The following is a 21,769-nucleotide window of genomic DNA, read 5'->3' as shown; positions in this document are numbered from 1 at the left end:
CCCCACCCCCGTGGCCGCGGCTTGACCCCCGCCCCCTTTTCGAGTGCAAGTTTGATCACACCGGCAGGCCCCCTGTAAGCGCCGCAGGCACTCGTCGCTACCATGCTGGGGGCCGGTGGACCGTACCCGGCCGGGCCCGACCGACAAGGAAAGCCGGCGCGGCCCCGATCCCCGCTCCCGGAGGAAATTTCCGTGCCGGCTGGAACGCTGTACCGCGGCCGGGAAGGAATGTGGTCCTGGGTGGCTCACCGAGTCACCGGCGTCCTCATCTTCTTCTTCCTGTTCGTTCACGTGCTGGACACCGCTCTCGTGCGAGTGTCCCCGGAGGCCTACGACGACGTCGTGGCCACGTACAAGACGCCGATCGTCGCGCTGCTGGAGTACGGCCTCGTCGCCGCCATCCTCTTCCACGCGCTCAACGGCCTGCGTGTCATCGCCGTCGACTTCTGGATCAAGGGCGCCCGGTACCAGAAGCAGATGCTCTGGACCGTCGTCGCCGTGTGGGTCGTGCTGATGCTCGGGGCGATCTACCCCGTCCTCGGCCACGCCGCTCGTGAACTGTTCGGGAGCTGACGCAGATGTCCACGACTGAAACCCCCGCCTCGGGCGTCGGCCCCGTCGAAGGCGCCTCGCTGTACTCCGTCGACAACCCGGCGCCGGTCATCGAGGCCCCGCGCAAGCGCACCAAGAAGACCCCGAAGTCCACCCGCGGCAACTTCGAACTGGCCGCGTGGCTGTTCATGCGCCTGTCCGGTGTCGTCCTGGTCGTCCTGGTCATCGGCCACCTGCTGATCCAGCTGGTGCTGGACGGCGGCGTCTCCAAGATCGGCTTCGCCTTCGTGGCGGGCCGCTGGGCGAGCCCCTTCTGGCAGGTCTGGGACCTGGCGATGCTGTGGCTGGCGATGCTGCACGGCGCCAACGGCCTGCGCACGGTCATCAACGACTACGCCGAGCGGCCGAACACCCGCCTGTGGCTGAAGGGCCTGCTCTACACGGCCACGGTGTTCACCATCCTGCTGGGCACGCTGGTGATCTTCACCTTCGACCCGAACATCCGCTAGGCACGGGGCTGCGAGAACTATGAAGATCCACAAGTACGACACCGTCATCGTCGGCGCCGGTGGCGCCGGTATGCGGGCCGCCATCGAGGCGACCAAGCGCAGCCGCACCGCCGTGCTGACCAAGCTCTACCCCACCCGCTCCCACACGGGCGCCGCGCAGGGCGGCATGGCCGCCGCGCTCGCCAACGTGGAGGAGGACAACTGGGAGTGGCACACCTTCGACACGGTCAAGGGCGGTGACTACCTGGTCGACCAGGACGCCGCCGAGATCCTGGCGAAGGAGGCCATCGACTCCGTCCTCGACCTGGAGAAGATGGGCCTGCCGTTCAACCGCACGCCGAACGGCACCATCGACCAGCGCCGCTTCGGCGGCCACTCCCGCAACCACGGCGAGGCCCCGGTCCGCCGGTCCTGCTACGCCGCGGACCGCACCGGTCACATGATCCTCCAGACGCTGTACCAGAACTGCGTGAAGGAGGGCGTGGAGTTCTTCAACGAGTTCTACGTCCTGGACCAGCTGATCACCGAGGTCGACGGCGTCAAGAAGTCCGCCGGCGTCGTGGCGTACGAGCTGGCGACCGGCGAGATCCACATCTTCCAGGCGAAGTCCGTGATCTACGCGTCCGGCGGCACCGGCAAGTTCTTCAAGGTGACGTCCAACGCGCACACCCTCACCGGTGACGGCCAGGCCGCCGTGTACCGCCGGGGTCTGCCGCTGGAGGACATGGAGTTCTTCCAGTTCCACCCGACCGGCATCTGGCGGATGGGCATCCTGCTCACCGAGGGCGCCCGCGGTGAGGGCGGCATCCTGCGCAACAAGGACGGCGAGCGCTTCATGGAGAAGTACGCGCCCGTCATGAAGGACCTCGCCTCCCGCGACGTCGTCTCCCGCTCCATCTACACGGAGATCCGCGAGGGCCGCGGCTGCGGTCCCGAGGGCGACCACGTCTACCTGGACCTCACGCACCTCCCGCCGGAGCAGCTGGACGCCAAGCTGCCCGACATCACCGAGTTCGCGCGGACCTACCTCGGCATCGAGCCCTACACGGACCCGATCCCGATCCAGCCCACCGCGCACTACGCGATGGGCGGCATCCCGACCAACGTCAAGGGCGAGGTCCTCGCGGACAACACCACGGTCGTCCCCGGCCTGTACGCGGCCGGCGAGGTGGCCTGCGTGTCGGTGCACGGCGCCAACCGTCTGGGCACCAACTCGCTGCTGGACATCAACGTGTTCGGCAAGCGGGCCGGCATCGCGGCGGCGGAGTACGCGCAGACCGCGGACTTCGTCGAGCTGCCGGAGAACCCGGAGTCCCTCGTCGTCGGGCAGATCGAGCGGCTGCGCTCCTCCACCGGCAAGGAGCGGGTGGCCGAGCTGCGCCGCGAGCTCCAGGAGACGATGGACGCCAACGTCATGGTGTTCCGCACCGAGCAGACGATCAAGACGGCGGTCGAGAAGATCGCCGAGCTGCGCGAGCGCTACAAGAACGTCGCCATCCAGGACAAGGGCAAGCGGTTCAACACCGACCTCCTCGAGGCCGTCGAGCTGGGCAACCTGCTGGACCTGGCCGAGGTCATGGCCGTCTCCGCGCTGGCCCGCAAGGAGTCCCGCGGCGGTCACTACCGCGAGGACTTCCCGAACCGCGACGACGTCAACTTCATGCGCCACACGATGGCGTACCGCGAGGTCGGCGCCGACGGCACCGAGACCGTCCGTCTGGACTACAAGCCGGTCGTCCAGACCCGCTACCAGCCGATGGAGCGTAAGTACTGATGGCTACCCCTGTTCTGGACAAGGCGGACGCGGCCGGCTCCCCCGAGCCCGGCTTCGCCGACTCCCCCTACATCACCGTCACCTTCCGGATCCGCCGGTTCAACCCGGAGGTCTCGGCGGAGGCGACCTGGGAAGACTTCCAGCTGGAGATCGACCCCAAGGAGCGCGTCCTCGACGGTCTGCACAAGATCAAGTGGGATCTGGACGGCACGCTGACCTTCCGCCGCTCCTGCGCCCACGGCATCTGCGGCTCCGACGCCATGCGGATCAACGGCAAGAACCGCCTGGCGTGCAAGACGCTGATCAAGGACATCAACCCCGAGAAGCCGATCACGATCGAGGCCATCAAGGGCCTGACGGTCCTCAAGGACCTGGTCGTGGACATGGAGCCGTTCTTCCAGGCGTACCGGGACGTGATGCCCTTCCTGATCACGAAGGACACCAACGAGCCGACGCGTGAGCGGCTCCAGTCCGCCGAGGACCGCGAGCGGTTCGACGACACGACCAAGTGCATCCTGTGCGCCGCGTGCACGTCGTCGTGCCCGGTGTTCTGGAACGACGGCCAGTACTTCGGCCCGGCCGCGATCGTCAACGCGCACCGCTTCATCTTCGACTCGCGTGACGAGGCCGGGGAGCAGCGCCTGGAGATCCTCAACGACAAGGACGGCGTCTGGCGCTGCCGTACGACCTTCAACTGCACGGACGCCTGCCCGCGCGGCATCGAGGTCACCAAGGCGATCGCCGAGGTGAAGCGCGCGCTCATCACGCGCCGCTACTGAGGCGCCCCGCCCGCAGGTCCCGAGGGCCCCGTCTTCCGTGTGGAGACGGGGCCCTCGGGCGTGTCCGGGTGCGCGCGTGTAGTGCGTACGCACCAGAGGGGACGGTTCCTCAGGACGATGCCCGGCCGGGGGCGGGACCCGAAGGTGGTCGTATGCGCACTCCTGTGAACCGGTTCCCTAAGCTGGGCCGCGTGCTGCCGACATCGGACCTCGCGGGTACGGCGGTGTCGCGCCCCGGACGGCGGCGGGAGGGCGCGGTCGTGGCGGCCGCGTTCGTGATCTGTCTGCTCGGCGGGACCGTGCGGGTCGAGGACGCCCTGTCCGCGCCGCCCCTCGCCGCGTATCTGCTCGCCCTGGCGTCCGCGGCCGTGCTGCCCGCGCGGCACCGGCGGCCCTTGGCGGTCCTGGCCGCCACCACCGCGGCCGGTCTCGTGGCCCAGCCCCTCGGCCTGGTGCTGAGCCCGCTCGTGATCGCGCCCGCCCTGGTCGCCGCCTACGCCTGCACGCTCAACGTGCCCGGCGAACGGCGCGCGGCCGGTGCGGTGACGCTGGCGGGCGTGGCGCTCCTGGCCGGGTCCGTGCCGCTGGCCGGGGACCTCTCCTGGCAGGACGCGAGCCGTATAGGGTCCGTGCCGGCGGCGCCGCTGGTCGCGGGGCTGGTCGGACACGCGGCGCGGACCCGGCGGGCGTATCTGGCGGCCGTGGAGGAGCGGGCGCGGCGGGCCGAGGAGAGCAGGGAGCTGGAGGCGCGGCGGCGGGTCGCGGAGGAGCGGGTGCGGATCGCCCGGGAGCTGCACGACCTGGTGGCCCACCAGATCACCCTCGCCAACGCGCAGGCCACGGTCGCCGCCCACTTCGTCGACAGCCGCCCGGAGCAGACCCGCGTCAGCCTGCGCGAACTCGTCGAGACGACCGGGCAGGCCCTGGACGAACTGCGGGCCACGGTGGGGCTGCTGCGGCAGACCGGGGACGGGGACACGGGCGTGCCGGAAGGCCCCGCGCCCGGGCTGGCGCGGCTGCCGGACCTGCTGGAGTCCTTCCGGCGGGCGGGGCTCGAGGTGGTGGTGCGGGAGACGGGCCGGGCGCGGGCGCTGCCACCGGGCGTGGACCTCACGGCGTACCGGATCGTGCAGGAGGCGCTGACCAACGTGACCAAGCACGCCTCCGGGCGCGGGGCCCGGGTAGGGCTGGACTGGGGCGGCGGGCGGCTGACCGTCACGGTGGCCGACGACGGGGGCGCCCCGTCCGGACCCCCCGCCCTGTCGGACCGGCCACCCGGCTACGGCCTGATCGGCCTACGGGAACGCGCCGCTGCGGTGGGCGGCGAACTGACGGCGGCCCCGCGCAAGGAGGGCGGCTTCCTGGTGACGGCCCACCTGCCCTTCCCGCCCGCCCGGGACGCGGCGGCGGCCGGCGAGGAGGGCCGGACGCGGCGGGCGGACGGCGGAACCGAGGGGACGACGTGACACGGAAGGCGCTGCCACGCGGCGCGTTCCGGCTGCGGATGCGGCCGACGGACGCCGGAACCGAGGGGATGCTGCTCACCGCCCACCAAGCGCTGCCGCACGGCGACTTCCGGATGCCCCTGCCGCCCGCCAGGGACCCGGTCGCGGGCGACGAAGACGCGCGGACGCGGCACACGGACCGCCGGACCGAGAGGACGACATGACGCTGACGGTGCTGCTCGCCGACGACCAGGCGTTGCTGCGCGGTGCGTTCCGGCTGTTGCTGGAGAGCACTGACGACATCACCGTGGTGGGCGAGGCCGGTGACGGTCGGGAGGCGGTGCGGCTGGCCCGTGAACTGCGGCCGGGCGTCGTGGTGATGGACGTCCGGATGCCCGGGACGGACGGCATCGCCGCCACCGCGGAGATCTGCGCGGACCCGGAGCTGCGCGGCACCCGCGTGATGGTCCTCACCACGTACGAGACGGACGAGAACGTGGCGCAGGCGCTGCGCGCGGGCGCCTCCGGCTTCGTGGGCAAGGGGATCGGGGCGGAGGACCTGGCGGACGCCGTCCGGACGGTCGCCGAGGGCGAGACGCTGCTGTCGCCGGCGGCGACCCGTTCCCTGGTGGCGCGGTTCCTCGCCGCGCCGGCCGGCGCCCCGCCGCAGGACGCCGGCCGGCTGGCCGTACTCACCCCGCGCGAACGCGAGATGGTGGCGCTGGTGGCGACCGGCCTGTCCAACCAGGAGATCGCCGAGCGGATGGTCCTCAGCCCCTTCACCGTGCGCGCCCATGTGCAGCGCGCCATGACGAAGCTGGAGGCCCGCGACCGCGCGCAGCTCGTCGTCATCGCCTACCGGACCGGCCTGGCGCGGGTCACCCCGGAGGACGAGGCCGGACGCTCCTCGTAGTCGGGCAGCGTCAGGGCCGTGTGGGCCGGGCGGGGCCGCGCGTCGGGCAGGGCGTCGAGGGTGCGCAGCCGGGCGTCGCGCTGCTCCAGGGCGCGGGCGGTGACGGGGAAGAGCGTGGCGCCGCCCTCGTCGACCAGCGCCTGGTTGGCCGTCACGTACGGGCGCATACGGTTTTCGTAGGCGGCGAAGGCGGCCGTGTGGTCGCGGTGGGCGGCCAGGGCGTGGGCGAGGACGTAGGCGCCGGACAGCGCGAGGCTGGTGCCCTGGCCGGTGAGGAAGGACGGTGCGTAGGCGGCGTCGCCGACGAGGGCGGCGCGGCCCTGCGTCCAGCGGGGCATGCGGATCTGTCCGGCCGTGTCGAAGAACAGGTCGTCGGTGTCGCGCACGGCGGCCACCATGCGGGGGATCTCCCAGCCCTCGCCGGCGAACACCTCGGCGACCAGGTCCCGTTGGGCCGCCGGGTCGCGCAGGGCGTCCTGCGGGGGCCGCGGCCGGTGGAAGGTGAGGAAGCCGTGCACCTCGGGGCCGTCGCCGGTGGCGTAGAGGGCGGCGGCCTTCCCCGGGGTGTTCCACAGCACCAGTTCACGGTCGAGGCGCCCGGGGTTGGGCAGGGTGAAGAGGGCGAAGCAGTAGGCGAGGTAGCGGTGGTAGCGGTCCTCGGGGCCGAACAGGGCGGCCCGGGTGGCCGAGTGCATGCCGTCCGCGCCGATCACCAGGTCGTACGTGTCCTGCCGCCCGCTGCGGAAGGTGACGTCGACGCCGTGCGCGGCCGGGGCGAAGGCGGAGACGGAGTCGCCGAAGCGGAACTCCACGTCGTCGCGGACCAGTTCGTACAGGGCGTCGGCGAGATCACCCCGCCGTATCTCCAGGTCGCGGGGCTCGCGCCGGCCGGCGTGGGCCCGGAGTGAGGCGACGGTGCGGCCGGTAGCGTCGAGGAAGGTGGCGCGCCGGGGGCCGACGTGCACCTGGCGCAGCCGCGGCCACAGGCCCATCCGGCGGATCACCTCGGTCGCCGTGCCGCGGATGTCGACGGGGTAGCCGCCGCCGCGCAGGGCGCCGGCCTTCTCCACCACGGTGACCGCGAACCCGGCGCGGTGCAGCCAGTACGCGAGGGCGGGGCCGGAGACGCTGGCCCCGGAGATCAGGACGGTGCGCGGGGTGGTCATGAACGGGTTCCTTCCTTCGCGGTGGCGTGCGCGGACTCGACGGGGTGCGCGGAATCGACGGGCTGCGCGGAATCGACGGGCTGCGCGGAATCCGCGGTGTGCGCGGAACGGGAGGCGCGCGTGCCCTTAGCGGCGCGGGCGAGGAACAGGCCGAGCGCCGCGGCGACGCCGGTGACGGCGAAGCCGGTGGTGAAGGCGGCCTCGGCGGGCAGCCCGGTGCCGGCGTCGGTCCCGGCCGCGAGCAGCCCGCCCGCGATCTGGGCGCCGACGACGACCCCGATCACCCGCGTGACGACGAGCAGGCCGGTGGCGATGCCGGTGTCCCCGGGGTCGACGGCGGTGGCGGCGCCCGCCAGCAGCGCGGTGGTGGCGATGCCCGCGGCGAAGGCGGTCAGCGTCTTGGCGAGGGCGAGCTGCCAGGCGGCGTCGTGCTGGGCGGCCAGGGCGAACATCGTGGCGGCGGTGGCCAGGGCGGCCACGGCGACCACGGCACGGGCGCCGAACCGCCGGGCGGCGACCCCGCCGACCGCGTCGCTCATGGCCCCGGCGATCGCGCCGGGCAGCAGGTAGAGGCCGATGTCCGTGGTGTCGGCGTCGAAGCCGTAGCCGTCGCCCGGGACGGCGAGGAGCTGCGGCAGCAGCAGGGTGACCATGCCGAGGGTGACGGTGACGAGCAAGGTGAGCAGGCACGCCTGCCACATCGCGGGCCGGGCCAGCATGCGCAGGTCGACCATCGGGGAGACGGCGCGGCGCTCGACGCGGACCCAGGCGGTGGCGAGCACGGCGACCAGCGCGAGCAGCGCGCCCGCGGCGAGCGGCGGAAGACCGCCGCCGGTCAGCAGGACGAGGCCGAGCATGAACGCGAGCAGGGTGGCGCTCAGCAGCACCACGCCGGGCCAGTCGATCCGCTCGTCGTGCCGGACGGGCGCGTCGGACGGCATCAGCCGCGCCACCAGGACGGTCGCCGCGACGACCACGAGGGTGGGCAGCACGAACATCCAGTGCCAGGACAGGTGGTCGGCGATCAGTCCGGCGCCGAGCATGCCGAGCATGCCGCCGCCGGTGAACAGGGCGACGACCAGGCCGATCGCCGCCTGGGTGCGCCCGGCCGGCAGATGGGCGCGGACCAGGATGAAGGACAGCGGCAGCACGCCGACCATGGCGCCCTGGAGGACCTGGCCGAGCAGCAGCAGCGGCAGTCCGGGGGCCAGTCCGGCCAGCAGTCCGCCGGCGGCGACCACGGCCATCAGCCGGAGCAGGACGCGTTTGCCGCCGTAGCGGTCGCCGAGCTTCCCGGCGACGGGGGTGAGGACCGCGCCCGTGACGAGCAGCGTGTTGGCGACCAGCGCGCCCTCGGAGGGGCCGAGCCCGAGCTCGCGCTGGAGCAGCGGGAGCGCGGGTTCCACCACGGACTGGAGCGCGCCCAGGGCGAGCGCCAGCACCCCGAGGGCGGCGATCGCGGGCCGCCGCAGACGCGGCGGCCGGAGCAGGGTGTCGGACATGGACGTCCCGTTCTCGTAGGGGTTGGTGAGCACCCCCAACGGTTCCGCTCGACGGCCCCCGCGGGCATCGTCACCCGTCACCGTCCTCGTCCGGTGCGCACGCACCAGGGGCACGGGCGCCCTGGTGCGGGAGCACCACGCGGCGGCCCGCGCGGCCGCCCCGCCGGCCCCCGGCCGTGACGCCTGCGCCGCCCTCCGGCCCGCGCCCGGCGGACGTTAGGCTCTGTTCCCGTGCCCGCGAAGAACGACGGCCCCGACCCCGGCGCCCACCTCAGCAAGTCCGAGCAGACCCGCGCCCTGATCCTGGAGACGGCCATGCGGCTGTTCCAGGAGCGCGGCTACGACCGGACCACCATGCGGGCGATCGCCAAGGAGGCCGGGGTCTCCGTCGGCAACGCGTACTACTACTTCGAGGGCAAGGAACACCTGATCCAGGGGTTCTACGACCGGATCGCCGTCGAGCACCAGGTGGCGGTGCGGGAGATCCTGGCCCGGGAGACCGACCTGGAGGCCCGCCTCGCCGGGGTGCTGAAGGCGTGGCTGGACATCGCCACGCCGTACCACGAGTTCGCGGTGCAGTTCTTCAAGAACGCCGCCGACCCGGACAGCCCGCTCAGCCCCTTCTCGCCGGAGTCGGAGCACGCGCGCCAGGAGGCGATCAGCGTGCAACGGGCGGTGCTGGCCGGCACGAAGGCCAAGGTGCCCGAGGAACTGCGGGACATCCTGCCCGAGTTGATGTGGCTGTCCCAGATGGGGCTGTGCCTGTACTGGATCTTCGACCGCACCGAGGGCCGTGAGCGCAGCTACCGGCTCGCCGAGCGGGGCGCCCGGCTCACCGCGCGGGGCGTCGCCCTGGCCCGGTTCCGGGTGCTGCGCCCGCTGGTGCGGGACGTGCACGAGCTGTTCACGGAGTTCCTGCCGGGGATGACCCGGGCGCTGCCCGACCCCGCCGGCCGGAAGACCTCCGGCCGGCGGGGCGAGGACACCGCGGACGAGGGCGAGGGACGCCCCGCCGACGCCGGCTGACGCCGGCCTCAGTTGACGACGTCCACCTCGCCGGAGGACAGCTCCACGTCGTGCACGTGCGGCCCGTCCCCCACGGTCACGTGCGCCGCCCGCGCCCCGTACGACGAGGCCGACACCGCCAGCAGATAGGTGCCCGGCGCCGGGACCGCCACGATGTACGCCCCGTCGGCGAGCGACACCACCCGGTCCAGCTGACGGCCGCCGGGCGTGAGCAGCGTGACGGACGCGCCCCGCACCGGCTCGCCCTCCGGGGTGCGGACGAAGCCGTGCACCACCGAGGCCGCCCCGTCCCCCGCCGTCTCCTCCGGTACGGAAGCGGGCGTGGCGGCGTCGTCGTCCTCCTTCGGCTCGACGGCGAGGTGCGGCAGCCGCTTCTCCAGCCCGGCGGGGAGCCACCAGTTGGACCGCCCCAGCAGATGCATGACCGCCGGGACCAGCGCGGTGCGCAGCACGAACGCGTCCAGCGCGACGGCGGCGGCCAGTCCCACGCCCGCCATGGCGGCCCCGTAGTCGCCGCTGAGCACGAAGGCGAGGAAGACGCAGACCATGATCAGGGCGGCGGAGTTGATGACCCGGCTGGTCTCCGCGAGGCCGACCCGCACCGCGCGGGCGTTGTCCCGGGTGTGCACCCACTCCTCGTGCATCCGGCTCACCAGGAAGACCTGGTAGTCCATGGAGAGCCCGAACAGCAGCGACAGCATGATGATCGGCAGGAACGACGCGATCGGGCCCTCCGTGCCGAGGCCCAGCACGTCCAGTCCGACGCCCCACTGGACCACCGTCACCAGCACGCCGAACGAGGCCGCCGCCGCCAGCAGGTTCATCACGGCGGCCGTCAGCGGCACCACCAGCGAACGGAACGCCAGCAGCAGGAGCAGGAAGCCCAGGCCGATGATCGTGCCGACGAACAGCGGCAGCCGGTCCCCGGTCACCGAGGCGAAGTCCTTCGACACCGCGGTCACCCCGCCGACATGGGCATCGACGCCCGCGGCGGGGATGACGTCCTCGCGCAGGGTGTCGATCAGCCGGTCCGTCTCCACGTCCTGCGGGGAGGTGGTGGGTACCACCTGGATGACGCTGACCCCGTTCGCGGGCGGGGCCGCCGCCACCTGGGCGACGCCCTCGGTGTCCTCGACCGCCCGGATCAGCCCGCTGGGCGCCGCGCCGTCCACGACCACCTGGAGCGGCCCGTTGAAGCCGGGCCCGAAGCCCTCGGCGAGCAGGTCGTAGGCCTTGCGGGTGGTGGTCGAGGCGTCGTCGTTGCCCTGGTCCACGGTGCCCAGGCGCAGCGACAGCAGCGGCACCGCGAGCGCGGCCATCAGCACCACCGCCACGGCGGCCACCGCGCGCGGCCTGCGCTGCACGGTCACCGACCAGCGCGCCGCGAGCCCGCCCACCGGCTCCGCCTTCGCCTCCGAGGCGGCGAGCCGGCGGCGCTGGCGGCGGCTGAGCACCCGGTGCCCGAGCACGCCGAGCAGCGCGGGCAGCAGGGTGACGGCGGCGAGCACGCTGAGCACCACCGTCAGGGAGGTGCCGATGACCACGCCGTCCAGGAACCGCAGGTTCGTCACCAGCATCCCGGCGAGCGCGATGCACACCGTGCCGCCCGCGAACAGCACCGCCCGGCCGGAGGTGTCGAGCGCGGCGACCGCGGCCTCCTCCGGGTCCTTGCCGCTCAGGATGCCCCGCCGGTGCCGGGTGACGATGAACAGGGCGTAGTCGATGCCGACGCCCAGGCCGATCAAGGTGGCCAGCAGCGAGGCCAGTTCGGGGACGTTGGTGACATGGCTGATCAGCTGGGTGCCGAACATGCCGCCGGCGACACCGAACACGGCGACCACGATCGGCAGCAGCATCGCGAACACCGACCCGAACGCGACGAACAGCACCACGGCCGCCGCGAGGATGCCGACCAGCTCGGCCGTGCCCGTCGGCGGCTCCTGGACCCGGGCGACGGCCTGGCCGCCCAGCTCCACCTGGAGCCCGTCGCCCGCCGCGGCCTGCGCCGTGTCGACGACGTCCTGCACCAGCTCCTTCGGCACCGCGTCCGCCTGCTCGGCGAACGTCACCTGCGCGTAGGCGATCCGCCCGTCCTCGCTGATCTGCGCCGCGCCCCGCGCGTCGTAGGGCCCGGCGACCGCGCCGACGCCCTCCATGCGCCCGATCTCCGCGAGCGCCGTCTCCATCCGGGAGCGCACCGCCGCGTCGCGCACGGTGCCCTCCTCGGTCTTCCACACCACGGTGTCCGTGTCCCCGGAGCGCTCCGGGAACGCCGTGCGCATCAGGTCGTAGGCCCGCTTGGAGTCCGTGTCCGGGAGGGAGAAGACCTCCGCGTAGTTCGTGCCCGCGCCGCTCGCCGTCACGCCCAGTCCGAACAGCGCCCCCACCCACAGCACCAGGACCACCAGCCGATGCCGATAGCACCAGCGTGCCAATACCGCCACGTGTCCGCTCCTTCGTCGCTCGGTCGGTCCCCCGGGTCCTGGCAGCAGAATCGGCGGCGGCACCCGCCCGGGGACACGGCTCGCCCGGGACTCTCAAGGAACTCCAAAGCGACAACCGGCACTTCGCCGGACGGTCACGCCGATACTGGAGGGCATGACGACAACTCCCGGCACCGTGCTGGTCGTGGAGGACGAGGAGAGCATCGCGGACGTCCTCGCGATCGCGCTGCGCTACCACCGCTTCGAGGTCATGACCGCGGGCACGGTCCGTGAGGCGCTCGCGCTGACCGAGCACACGTCCCCCGACTGCGCGCTGCTCGACGTGATGCTGCCGGACGGCGACGGCCGCGCGCTGGGCCGCGAACTGCGCGGGCGCAGGCCGCAGACGGCCCTGGTGTTCCTCACCGCGCGGGACGCCCCCGCCGAGATCGTCGGGGCGCTCGGCTTCGGCGACGACTACATCACCAAGCCGTTCAACATCGACGAGGTCGTCGCCCGCATCACCGCCGTACTGCGCCGCACCCGCCCCGCCGACGTGCTGCCGCAGCGCGCCCCGCTGCGCCACGGCGACCTGGAGCTCGACGAGACGACGTATTCGGTGCGCCGCGCCGGCCGCAGCGTCGAGCTCACCCCGACCGAGTACGCGCTGCTGCGTTTCCTGGTGCGCAACGCCGGCCGGATCGTGCCCAAGGAGCAACTGCTGCGGCACGTCTGGCAGTACGAGCACGTCCCCCAGGAGTCGACCGTCGTGGAGACCTACATCAGCTATCTGCGCCGCAAGCTGGACACCCTCGGCCCGCCGGTGATCACCACCCGGCGCGGCGTCGGGTACGGGCTGACGTGACCCCGCGCATACGCCTCCCGCGTTCCGGCCGTACCCGGGTGCGGTCGCTGCGCGCCCAGCTCACGGTGGCGAACGTGGTCCTGCTGGCCCTGGGCATCGTCGCCGCGACCGCGGTGAGCGTGCTCGGCATGCGCTACTACCTGCTCGACCAGATCGACACCGAGCTGCTCGGCACCCGCGACTCGCTCGGCGGCTCGGAGCTGACGCTGCGGCAGATCGACTCGCTGAGCGCGCTGAGCTTCTTCCGCGACCGGGTGGACCCGGAGTGGAACCGGGACGACGACGACCCCGACTCGGTCTTCGCCGCCGTGGACCGCAAGGGCGAGCCGGTGCCGGTGTTCGGCTTCGCCCCGTCCCGCGTCCAGCGCGACCTGGCGGACGCCGTGGGCGACCCGGAGCCGCTGATCCGGGACCCGGAGCCCCGGGACGTCCGCGTGCGCGGCAACACCTACCGGGTCACCGCCACCCGCCTCGCCGACGGCACCGGCGTCCTCGTCGCCGGCTCGACCCAGCCGCTGCACGACAGCATCGTCAAGGCGGTCAAGTTCGACCTGGCCATCGGCACGCTGCTGCTGCTGGTGCTGGCCTGCCTCACCATGGTCGGGGTGCGGCGGCGGATGCGTCCGCTGGAGGACATGGTGGAGACCTCCTCCGCGATCGCCGAGGGCGACCTGACCCGGCGGGTGCCCTCCAGCTGCGACACCTCGCTGGAGGTGGAGCAGCTGCGGCTGGCGCTCAACTCGATGCTCCAGCAGGTGGAGTCGGCGTACCGGACGCGGGAGCGCAGCGCGGCACAGCTGCGGCGGTTCGTCGCCGACGCCTCGCACGAACTGCGCACCCCGCTGGCCGCGATCCGCGGGTACCTCCAGCTCCACGAGCGGGGCATGCTGCGCGACCCCACGGAGCGCAAGCGGGCCTGGGACCGGATGACCGCCGAGTCCGACCGGATGGGGCGGCTGGTCGACGAACTGCTGGTGCTGGCCCGCCTGGACCAGCGCCCCGAGCTGCGGAAACGCAACGTGGACGTGTGCCGCCTCGTCCGGGACGCGGCGCAGGACCTGCGGGTGCAGCAGCCGGACCGCCCGGTGAAGGTGGACGCGGACGGCACGGTCCTGGTCCACGCCGACGAGGCGGGCCTGCGTCAGGTGCTGGGCAACCTGGTCGGCAACGTACGCACGCACACCCCGCCGGACGTGCCGGTGCGCCTCACGGTCTCCCGTACGGACGGCGAGGTACGGCTGCGGGTCGCGGACGAGGGCCCGGGGCTGGCGCCGGAGGACGCGGCACGGGTCTTCGACCGCTTCTTCCGCGCGGGCGGCGGCGCGGGCAGCGGCCTGGGCATGGCCATCGTCCAGGGCGTGGTACGCGCCCACGGAGGCACGGTAACGGTGAACACGGCCCCGGGCGAAGGCCTGACAGCCACGGTAACCCTCCCGGCACGCTAGGCCGACGCAGCTGCGGCCAGTCGCACCCACCTGCGGGCAACCGCACCCAGCTGCGGGCAATCGTGCCGCTGGGGCGGCACGGGTGGGCGATGGGGGTCCCCCCGCTCGAGCGGAGCCGAGAGTGGGGAGGCACCCGGCAAGCGCGGGTGAGCGGACCCACCCCCGGCCCCGCCGAACCCCCTACGCCTGCCGCGACGCCAACTCGATCACCGTGATGTCCGACGGCGCCCCCACCCGCGTAGGCGGCCCCCACGCCCCAGCCCCCCGGCTGACGTACAGCTGCGTGTCCCCGTACCGGTCAAGCCCCGCCAGCGTCGGATTCGCCCCACTCGCGATCAGATTCCCCGGCCACAGCTGCCCACCGTGCGTGTGACCGGACAGCTGAAGATCCACACCATGGTCCACGGCGTCATGAATCTGCACCGGCTGGTGCGCGAGCAGCACGCACGCCCGCGCCCGGTCCCGGTCACCGAGCGCACGGGCGAAGTCCGGCCCCTGCCCCTCGTCCTCGCCGGCCACGTCGTTCACACCCGCGAGGTCGAAGTGGGGCAGCTCCGTGCGGGCGTTCTCCAGCGGGTGCAGCCCGAGGCGGCGTACCTCCTCGACCCACTGCTCGGCGCCGGAGAAGTACTCGTGGTTGCCGGTGACGAAGAACGCGCCGTGACGCGCCGTCAGCTGGGCGAGCGGGGCGGCCGCAGAACCGAGGTCCTTCACACTGCCGTCCACCAGGTCGCCGACGACGGCGATCAGGTCGGGCTGGGTCGAGTTGATCGTGTCGACCACCTTCTGCGCGAAGCCGCGCCCGAGCACCGGCCCCAGGTGGATGTCGCTGACCACGGCGATCCGGTAACCGTGCGCGGCCCGGGGCAGCTTGGCCAGCGGCACGGTGACCTTCTTGACCTTCGGCCCGCGCAGGACGCCGTAGGTCCCGTACCCGACGGTCCCGACCGCGGCCGCGGCGGCGGCTCCGCCGACGACACGGGCGACGAACAACCGCCGGGAGGGCCCGTCCCCCGCCCCGGCGACCCCGACGGCGGTCGAACCGCCCGCCTCCGCGCCGTCCGCCGCGGGACGGCTCTCCGCCGGCTCCTCCGCCGCCCCCTCGGTCCGGCCCGCCGGTATCACTTCGCGGGCCGGCTCCGACGCCCCCGCCCCCGCCCTCCGCTCGAGAACCCTCCGCAGCGCCGGCCGCACCAGCTCCCCGGCCAGCAGCGCCAGCAGCAGGTACAAGGTCAGGGCCAGCCACAGATACCCCGGCCAGGCCAGCACGCGCTGGAGGGTGAACGGCGCCTCGCTGCGGGAGGCGACCATGCCGCCGATGAACAGCAGCCACCCTCCGGCGATGACCGCGGCGCCGATCCGGCGCACGGGTCCGGGGCCCGCCGTGGTGTCCCGGAACAGACGGCGCCACACGTACCAGTTGCCCGTCACGAGGACGGCGACGACCAGTAGTGCGACGAGTACGAAGACGATGGCCACGAGGCGGACTTCTCCTGTTTCCCTACGGCGTCACGAGGTCCGTGACGTCCGGCTCAATGCGCGCAGGCCGCGCAACCCGATGCCCCCCACGATCGTCCCCAGTACGAAGGAGACGACGGCGAGCGTCAGATGAACGAAGAAGTACGCCGTGGGGTGCCCGTCGTCGAAGGCGAGCCCACTGCTGTCCTTGACCAGGTTCTTGACGAAAGTGATCCAGATGACCCAGCTCCACACCCCGAAGGCGAGCAGGAACCAGGAGACGGGGCGGCTGAGCTTCATGCGTCCAGTATCGCCGCGCGGTGTCCGGTTCCCCGCGTGGGGTGGGGACCGGGCCGGGACGTCGACAGGGATGGCATGTACCTTGCGGACCGTGCCCGCTACCGAGAAGACCGTCCGGCGCTCCCTGCTGGTCGCCTCCGCCGTCCTGCTGTCCACCGCGCTGACCGCGCCGGCCGCCCTCGCGGCCCCGAGCCCTTCGACGTCACCGCCGGCCGCTCCCCCGGCGAACACGCCGGTCGTGGGCGGCGAACGGCTGGGGAAGCCGGGGACACAGGTGAACCTGGCCGCCGGTGTCCCGGTGCTGCCCAAGGGGCTGTCCGGAAGGTCCTGGATCGTCGCGGACGCCGAGACCGGCGACGTGCTCGCCGCGCACGACGCGCACCGGCGGCTGGCCCCGGCGAGCACATTGAAGATGCTGTTCGCCGACACGCTGCTGCCGAAGTGGCCGCGGACGACGACGCACCGGGTGGAGCCCTCGGACCTGGCCGGCATCGGGGCCAATTCCAGCATGGTGGGCGTCAAGGAGGACGAGACGTACTCCGTCCACGACCTGTGGCTGGGCGTCTTCCTGCGCTCCGGGAATGACGCGGTGCACGTGCTGGCGGCGATGAACGGCGGCGTGGACAAGACCGTCGACGAGATGAACGCGCACGCCAAGGAGCTTCAGGCCCTCGACACGCACGCCGTGAGCCCCGACGGCTACGACGCCCCCGGCCAGGTGTCCTCCGCGTACGACCTGACCCTGATTGCCCGCTCCGGGCTGCAGAAGAAGGACTTCCGGGAGTACTGCTCGACGGTGCGGGCGCAGTTCCCCGGGGAGACGAAGAAGAACAAGAAGGGCAAGCGGGTCCGGGGGTCCTTCGAGATCCAGAACACCAACCGGCTGCTCAGCGGCGACTACGACGTGCCCGTCTACCAGGGCATAGCCGGGGTGAAGAACGGCAACACCACCAACGCCGGCGCGACCTTCACCGGTGTCGCCGAGCGCGACGGCAAGGTGCTGCTGGTGACGGTGATGAACCCGCAGAAGAAGGAGTCGAACGAGGTCTACAAGGAGACCGCGCGCCTCTTCGACTGGGGCTTCGCCGCGGCCGGCAAGGTCGAGCCGGTGGGCGAGCTGGTGCCGCCGAAGAGCGTCGCGGACGCCACGGCCGCGCCCGGCCCGTCCGCGTCGCCCGGACAGGCGGGCGGCACCGGGGCAGGGTCGCAGCCGGTGGCGAGCGCGCACACCGGCGGCGGCGCCGACGGCATGGGCGTGGCGCTCGGCGTCACCGGCGGGGTGCTGGTGCTGCTCGCGGGCGGCGCGTTCCTGGTCAACCGGCGCTGGCCGCTGCCGGACCTGGTGCGCCGCCGTCCCCGTCCGTGACCTCGTCGGCCTCGTCCGCCTTGCCGGGCGTGGCCGTCCAGGCGGCGCAGAACAGGACGAGTTTCGTGGTGAGGTTGATCCACAGCAGCAGCGCCACGGGGACGCCGAACGCGCCGTACATGCTCTTCGCGGCCACGCCCTGGATGTAGCCGCTGAGCAGCAGCTTCAGCAGTTCGAAGCCGACGGCGCCGGTGAGCGCGGCGACGGTCAGCCGGTGCCGGGTCGGCTCGACGCCGGGCAGCAGGGTGAGGACGTACAGCAGGAGCAGGAAGTCGGTGCCGGCGGCGACGGCGAACGCGGCGACGTACAGGACCGCCCCGCCCCAGCCGCCCTTCTCCAGGCCGACGGCGTCGCTGATCCGGCCGACCAGGGCGGTGGCGACGGTGGAGGCGGCCAGCGTGACGAGGACGGCGCCGCCGAGGCCGACGAGGATGCCCGCGTCCTTGCCCTTGCGCAGGACGGGGTTCTCGTCCTCGTCGGGCAGTTCCCACACGGCGCGCAGGCACTCCCGCATGGCGCCGGCCCAGCTGATCCCGGTGAACACCAGAACGGCGCCGGCGATCAGGCCGACGGTGCCCGCGTTGTCCACCAGCTCCCCGACGTCCAGCTGGTCGGAGATGCCGGGCACCTGGTCGGTGACGGTGTCCTGGAGGGCGTCCTGGCGCTCCTTGCCGAGGGTCGCCGCGCCGATCGCGGCGGCCACGGTGAGCAGCGGGAACAGCGCGACGAAGCTGCGGAACGTCATCGCGGCGGCCAGGCGCGTCCAGTGCACCCGGTCCAGCCGCTCGAACGACCGCCACGCGTGCGTCAGCGACAGCCGCGTCACCCACGGCCCCACCACCGGGAACTTCTTCAGCCAGTCCACGATCCGACTCTGCCCGCGTCACGGAAGACCAATGTCCTGGTGCCCCAGAAACGGACGACGGTGGCCAGCGCCATGCCGACCACCGCCCCGGACACGGTGTCCGCGCGCTGCGAGGTGAGCCCCAGCCCGTAGTGGCTGACGGCCAGGCAGAGCAGCTGGACGGCGGCGCCGGCGAGGTTGACGGCGACGAACAGGGCGTAGGGGCGGGCGCCGCGCACCCGCCGGTCGCGGTAGGTGCCGTGGGCGTTGCCCGCGTAGGCGACGGTGCAGCCGGCGACGAAGGACAGCGCCTTCGCGGTGAGCGGCCCGAGCCCGCCGGGGCCGCGCAGCAGGAGGAACAGGGCCAGGTCGACGGCGTAGGCGAGCAGGCCGGCGGTCGCGAAGCCGAGGAGCTCCCGCCGGTGCCGGCGCAGCCGGTCCCTCACCAGTCGGCCACCGCGAGGGCGTACATCGCCGCCCACACCAGGCCGATGAGGGCGAGGGCGCGGTCGCCGAGCACCACGTCCTCCGGTTCGCCCGCGGTGCCCCGGTCGGCGAAGACGGCGTAGCGCAGCACGGCGAGGACGAAGGCGACGACGGACAGCTGGCGCCAGGGCAGCACGCTGGTGTGCGGCACGCCGCCCTCCTCCAGCGCCCACAGGCAGTAGCCGAGGACGGCGACCCCGGCCGCGAGCTGCCACACGAAGCGCAGATAGCCGGTGGTGTACTCGGTGAGCAGCGCGCGCGTCGCGCCGTTGTTCCCGGCGAGCTGCACGGCCTCGGAGTAGCGCTTGGCGGCGACCATGAACAGCGCGCCGAAGCCGGTGGTGATGAGGAACCAGCGGGACAGCGGGATGCCGAGGGCGAGCCCGCCGGCCGTCGCGCGCATCACGAACCCGGCGGTGACGACGGCGAGATCGACGACGAGGACGTGCTTGAGGCTGACGCAGTAGGCCAGTTGCATCACCAGGTACCCGGCGAGCAGCGCGGCCAGCTCCGGCGGGCACAGCAGCGCGGCGGCGGCCGGGGCGAGCACGCCGAGGGTGATCCCGGCGGCGTAGGCGACGGGCACGGGGACCTGTCCGGCGGCGACCGGGCGGCGGCACTTCACGGGGTGCGCGCGGTCGGCCTCGGCGTCGCGCGCGTCGTTGACCAGGTACACGGCGGCGGCGCAGGCGGTGAACAGCGCGAACACCAGGGCGAGCCGGGTAAGGGCGTGCGCGGTGAAGAGGTCGCCCGCGGCGGCCGGGGCGGCGGCCACCAGGACGTTCTTCACCCACTGCTTGGGTCGCGCGGTGCGCAGGAGGCCGGTGAGGAGTCCGCCCCGGGCGGGCGGCGCGGCCTGCCCGCGGTCGGAGCGCTCGCGCAGCAGCGTCACGCCGTGCCTCCCGTCATCCAGCGGGCGCCGAGCCGGGCGGTGAGCGCGCCGAGGGCGGCGCCGGCCGCCACGTCCGACGGGTAGTGGACGCCGGCCACCAGCCGGGACACGCACACGGCGGCGGCCAGCGGCGGCACCGCGCGGGCGCCCAGCGCGCCGAAGGCGACGGCGGCGGCAGCGGCGGAGGTGGCGTGGGAGCTGGGGAAGGAGTGCCGCCCGACGGTGCCGACCAGCGGCTCGACGTGCGCCGGGCGGGGGCGGCGCACGACCCGCTTCACCACCGAACTCGCCGCGTGCGCGCCCGCGGTGAGCGCGGTGCCGCGCAGCCAGGCGCCGCGCCGGGGACGGTCCACGACGGCGCCCGCGAGGCCCGCCGCGACCCACACGGCGCCGTGCTCCCCCGCGAAGGACAGGGCGCGGGCGGTCGCGGCCACGCGCGGGTCGGAGCCGCACGCCCTGAGCGCGGAGACGATCCGGTGGTCCACCCCGTGCAGACCGCGGGGCCGGAGGAGGTCGTGCTGGTCGTCCATGTGGCTCACTGTTCACCCCCGGCGCACCGGAATGCCATCGCTTCGGGACGACATCCCATTAATCACCCGTTTCGGGGACGGGATTGACGTTTCAAAACCAACGGCCCACAGAGGGGCGATACGGTCGCCGTCATGCCTGCCGACACCGTTTCCGTCACGGGGTGGGGCCGCACCGCTCCGTCCGCCGCCCGGCTGGTCCGTCCGCGGACGTTCGAGGAGGCCGCCCTGGCCGTCCGGGGGTGCGGGGCGCGCGGCGGCATCGCGCGCGGCCTGGGGCGGGCGTACGGGGACGCCGCGCAGAACGCGGGCGGCGAGGTCTTCGACATGACCGGCCTGGACCGGATCCACGCGATCGACGCCGACGCGGGCACCGTGCTGTGCGACGCGGGCGTGTCCCTGCACCGGCTGATGGAGGTGCTGCTGCCGCTGGGCTGGTTCGTGCCGGTGACGCCCGGCACCCGGTACGTGACGGTCGGCGGGGCGGTCGGCGCCGACATCCACGGCAAGAACCACCACGTCAGCGGGTCCTTCTCGCGCCATGTCACGTCGTTCGAGCTGCTCACCGCCGACGGCCGGGTGCGCACCGTGGAGCCGGGCACGCCGCTGTTCGACGCGACCGCGGGCGGCATGGGGCTGACCGGGGTGATCCTCACCGCGACGGTCCGTCTCCAGCCCGTGCGGACCTCCTGGATGTCCGTCGACACCGAACGCGCGTCCGACCTGGACGATCTGATGGCCCGTCTGGCCGACACCGACCACCGCTACCGCTACTCGGTCGCCTGGATCGACCTGCTGGCGCGCGGCAGGGCCACCGGCCGCGCGGTCCTCACCCGCGGCGACCACGCCCCGCTGGACGCCCTGCCGCGCTCCGCCCGCGCCCGCCGGGAGCCGCTGTCGTTCCGCACCTCCCGTTTGCCGGCCGCGCCCTCCTTCGTGCCGGAGGGGCTGCTCAGCCGGACGACCGTGGGGCTGTTCAACGAACTGTGGTACCGCAAGGCGCCCCGCGCCCGGACCGGGGAGCTCCAGCGGATCCCCGCCTTCTTCCACCCGCTGGACGGCGTGCCGCACTGGAACCGGGTGTACGGGCGGGGCGGCTTCGTGCAGTACCAGTTCGTCGTCGGGCACGGCCGGGAGGACACCCTGCGCCGGATCGTGCGCCGGATCTCGGAGCGCCGCTGCCCGTCGTTCCTCGCCGTCCTCAAGCGGTTCGGGGACGCCGATCCGGGCTGGCTGTCGTTCCCGGTGCCCGGCTGGACCCTCGCGCTGGACATCCCCGCGTCGCTGCCCGGCCTCGGCGCCTTCCTCGACGAGCTGGACGAGGAGGTCGCCGGCGCCGGCGGCCGCGTCTACCTCGCCAAGGACTCCCGGCTGCGCCCGGAGCTGCTCGCGGCCATGTACCCCCGGCTGGACGACTTCCGTGCCCTGCGCGCCGAGCTGGACCCGCGCGGGGTGTTCACCTCGGACCTGTCCCGCCGCCTGTGCCTGTGACCCCCT

At 73.3% G+C, this 21,769-nt stretch carries 21 protein-coding genes; 12 read left to right on the top strand and 9 right to left on the bottom strand.

The genetic code is table 11. The annotated features are described in order from the left end of the window. Nucleotides 1-192 precede the first annotated feature (192 nt). The 7 genes from sdhC to ACFOSY_RS02230 all read left to right on the top strand — a co-directional run bounded on the left by sdhC (nucleotide 193) and on the right by ACFOSY_RS02230 (nucleotide 5,972). Nucleotides 193-573 (top strand): succinate dehydrogenase, cytochrome b556 subunit, encoded by a 381-nt coding sequence (sdhC, locus tag ACFOSY_RS02260; protein WP_003992514.1) that lies wholly within the window; start codon nucleotides 193-195, stop codon nucleotides 571-573. 5 nt (nucleotides 574-578) lie between these two features. Continuing rightward, the gene (locus ACFOSY_RS02255; protein WP_394305010.1) at nucleotides 579-1,061 is read left to right on the top strand and encodes a succinate dehydrogenase hydrophobic membrane anchor subunit; all 483 of its coding nucleotides are present in this window, start codon (nucleotides 579-581) and stop codon (nucleotides 1,059-1,061) included. A 19-nt stretch (nucleotides 1,062-1,080) separates the two neighbouring features. Further along, the gene (gene sdhA / locus ACFOSY_RS02250; RefSeq protein ID WP_006133443.1) at nucleotides 1,081-2,835 is read left to right on the top strand and encodes a succinate dehydrogenase flavoprotein subunit; all 1,755 of its coding nucleotides are present in this window, start codon (nucleotides 1,081-1,083) and stop codon (nucleotides 2,833-2,835) included. Then, the gene (locus ACFOSY_RS02245; protein WP_394305009.1) at nucleotides 2,835-3,614 is read left to right on the top strand and encodes a succinate dehydrogenase iron-sulfur subunit; all 780 of its coding nucleotides are present in this window, start codon (nucleotides 2,835-2,837) and stop codon (nucleotides 3,612-3,614) included. Before sdhA ends, ACFOSY_RS02245 begins: the two co-directional genes overlap by 1 nt. A gap of 164 nt (nucleotides 3,615-3,778) precedes the next feature. Beyond that, the gene (locus ACFOSY_RS02240; protein ID WP_394305424.1) at nucleotides 3,779-5,080 is read left to right on the top strand and encodes a sensor histidine kinase; all 1,302 of its coding nucleotides are present in this window, start codon (nucleotides 3,779-3,781) and stop codon (nucleotides 5,078-5,080) included. Continuing rightward, entirely contained in the window at nucleotides 5,077-5,283 is a 207-nt protein-coding gene (locus tag ACFOSY_RS02235; RefSeq protein WP_394305008.1) for a hypothetical protein, read from the top strand. Before ACFOSY_RS02240 ends, ACFOSY_RS02235 begins: the two co-directional genes overlap by 4 nt. Then, complete coding sequence (locus tag ACFOSY_RS02230; protein WP_394305007.1) at nucleotides 5,280-5,972, top strand: response regulator transcription factor; 693 nt, start codon at nucleotides 5,280-5,282, stop codon at nucleotides 5,970-5,972. Before ACFOSY_RS02235 ends, ACFOSY_RS02230 begins: the two co-directional genes overlap by 4 nt. Here the strand turns inward: ACFOSY_RS02230 and ACFOSY_RS02225 are convergent. Then, nucleotides 5,915-7,138, bottom strand: coding sequence for an FAD-dependent monooxygenase (locus tag ACFOSY_RS02225; RefSeq protein ID WP_394305006.1), 1,224 nt, complete (start codon nucleotides 7,136-7,138; stop codon nucleotides 5,915-5,917). The two genes, ACFOSY_RS02230 and ACFOSY_RS02225, sit on opposite strands and share 58 nt — an antisense overlap. Beyond that, on the bottom strand, nucleotides 7,135-8,640 hold the full coding sequence (locus ACFOSY_RS02220) for an MFS transporter (protein WP_394305423.1): 1,506 nt from the start codon (nucleotides 8,638-8,640) through the stop codon (nucleotides 7,135-7,137). Before ACFOSY_RS02220 ends, ACFOSY_RS02225 begins: the two co-directional genes overlap by 4 nt. Nucleotides 8,641-8,871: 231 nt before the next feature. On the opposite strand from ACFOSY_RS02220, the gene ACFOSY_RS02215 reads away from it, so the two are divergent. Continuing rightward, complete coding sequence (locus tag ACFOSY_RS02215) at nucleotides 8,872-9,666, top strand: TetR/AcrR family transcriptional regulator (protein ID WP_394305005.1); 795 nt, start codon at nucleotides 8,872-8,874, stop codon at nucleotides 9,664-9,666. Nucleotides 9,667-9,674: 8 nt separating this feature from the next. Here the strand turns inward: ACFOSY_RS02215 and ACFOSY_RS02210 are convergent, their stop codons facing one another. Further along, nucleotides 9,675-12,101, bottom strand: coding sequence for an MMPL family transporter (locus ACFOSY_RS02210; RefSeq protein ID WP_394305422.1), 2,427 nt, complete (start codon nucleotides 12,099-12,101; stop codon nucleotides 9,675-9,677). Between the two features lie 163 nt (nucleotides 12,102-12,264). On the opposite strand from ACFOSY_RS02210, the gene ACFOSY_RS02205 reads away from it, so the two are divergent. Further along, nucleotides 12,265-12,954 carry a response regulator transcription factor gene (locus ACFOSY_RS02205; protein WP_394305004.1) on the top strand — a complete coding sequence of 230 codons (690 nt, stop codon included), beginning with the start codon at nucleotides 12,265-12,267 and terminating at the stop codon, nucleotides 12,952-12,954. Beyond that, nucleotides 12,951-14,399 (top strand): ATP-binding protein, encoded by a 1,449-nt coding sequence (locus ACFOSY_RS02200; RefSeq protein WP_394305003.1) that lies wholly within the window; start codon nucleotides 12,951-12,953, stop codon nucleotides 14,397-14,399. Before ACFOSY_RS02205 ends, ACFOSY_RS02200 begins: the two co-directional genes overlap by 4 nt. 180 nt (nucleotides 14,400-14,579) lie before the next feature. On the opposite strand, the gene ACFOSY_RS02195 is transcribed toward ACFOSY_RS02200, so the two are convergent. Together ACFOSY_RS02195 and ACFOSY_RS02190 are read right to left on the bottom strand one after the other, a co-directional pair. Further along, complete coding sequence (locus ACFOSY_RS02195; RefSeq protein ID WP_394305002.1) at nucleotides 14,580-15,878, bottom strand: metallophosphoesterase; 1,299 nt, start codon at nucleotides 15,876-15,878, stop codon at nucleotides 14,580-14,582. A 30-nt stretch (nucleotides 15,879-15,908) separates the two neighbouring features. Further along, complete coding sequence (locus tag ACFOSY_RS02190; protein WP_006133463.1) at nucleotides 15,909-16,157, bottom strand: SCO4848 family membrane protein; 249 nt, start codon at nucleotides 16,155-16,157, stop codon at nucleotides 15,909-15,911. Nucleotides 16,158-16,248: 91 nt separating this feature from the next. Here ACFOSY_RS02190 and ACFOSY_RS02185 point away from each other — a divergent pair, with 91 nt between their 5' ends. Further along, complete coding sequence (locus tag ACFOSY_RS02185; protein ID WP_394305001.1) at nucleotides 16,249-17,523, top strand: D-alanyl-D-alanine carboxypeptidase family protein; 1,275 nt, start codon at nucleotides 16,249-16,251, stop codon at nucleotides 17,521-17,523. Here ACFOSY_RS02185 and ACFOSY_RS02180 read toward each other — a convergent pair. Genes ACFOSY_RS02180 through ACFOSY_RS02165 form a run of 4 tightly spaced genes read right to left on the bottom strand, consistent with a single transcriptional unit; the run spans nucleotide 17,471 to nucleotide 20,275 of the window. After that, nucleotides 17,471-18,388, bottom strand: a complete 918-nt coding sequence (locus ACFOSY_RS02180; RefSeq protein ID WP_394305000.1) for a YihY/virulence factor BrkB family protein — start codon at nucleotides 18,386-18,388, stop codon at nucleotides 17,471-17,473. The two genes, ACFOSY_RS02185 and ACFOSY_RS02180, sit on opposite strands and share 53 nt — an antisense overlap. Next, nucleotides 18,376-18,813 (bottom strand): GtrA family protein, encoded by a 438-nt coding sequence (locus ACFOSY_RS02175; protein ID WP_031017186.1) that lies wholly within the window; start codon nucleotides 18,811-18,813, stop codon nucleotides 18,376-18,378. The genes ACFOSY_RS02180 and ACFOSY_RS02175 overlap by 13 nt, the downstream gene beginning before the upstream one ends. Then, entirely contained in the window at nucleotides 18,810-19,745 is a 936-nt protein-coding gene (locus tag ACFOSY_RS02170; protein WP_006133467.1) for a decaprenyl-phosphate phosphoribosyltransferase, read from the bottom strand. The genes ACFOSY_RS02175 and ACFOSY_RS02170 overlap by 4 nt, the downstream gene beginning before the upstream one ends. Then, a complete protein-coding gene (locus ACFOSY_RS02165; protein WP_394304999.1) occupies nucleotides 19,742-20,275 on the bottom strand; it encodes a phosphatase PAP2 family protein in 534 nt (177 codons plus the stop codon). The genes ACFOSY_RS02170 and ACFOSY_RS02165 overlap by 4 nt, the downstream gene beginning before the upstream one ends. A gap of 132 nt (nucleotides 20,276-20,407) precedes the next feature. On the opposite strand from ACFOSY_RS02165, the gene ACFOSY_RS02160 reads away from it, so the two are divergent. Continuing rightward, complete coding sequence (locus ACFOSY_RS02160; RefSeq protein WP_394304998.1) at nucleotides 20,408-21,763, top strand: FAD-binding protein; 1,356 nt, start codon at nucleotides 20,408-20,410, stop codon at nucleotides 21,761-21,763. Nucleotides 21,764-21,769: the final 6 nt, after the last annotated feature.

It is taken from the genome of Streptomyces lusitanus (genome assembly GCF_042647945.1).
GTDB lineage: Bacteria > Actinomycetota > Actinomycetes > Streptomycetales > Streptomycetaceae > Streptomyces > Streptomyces pseudogriseolus.
Note: the sequence above shows the minus strand (reverse complement) of the source record. Positions and strands in the feature narration are given on the sequence as shown.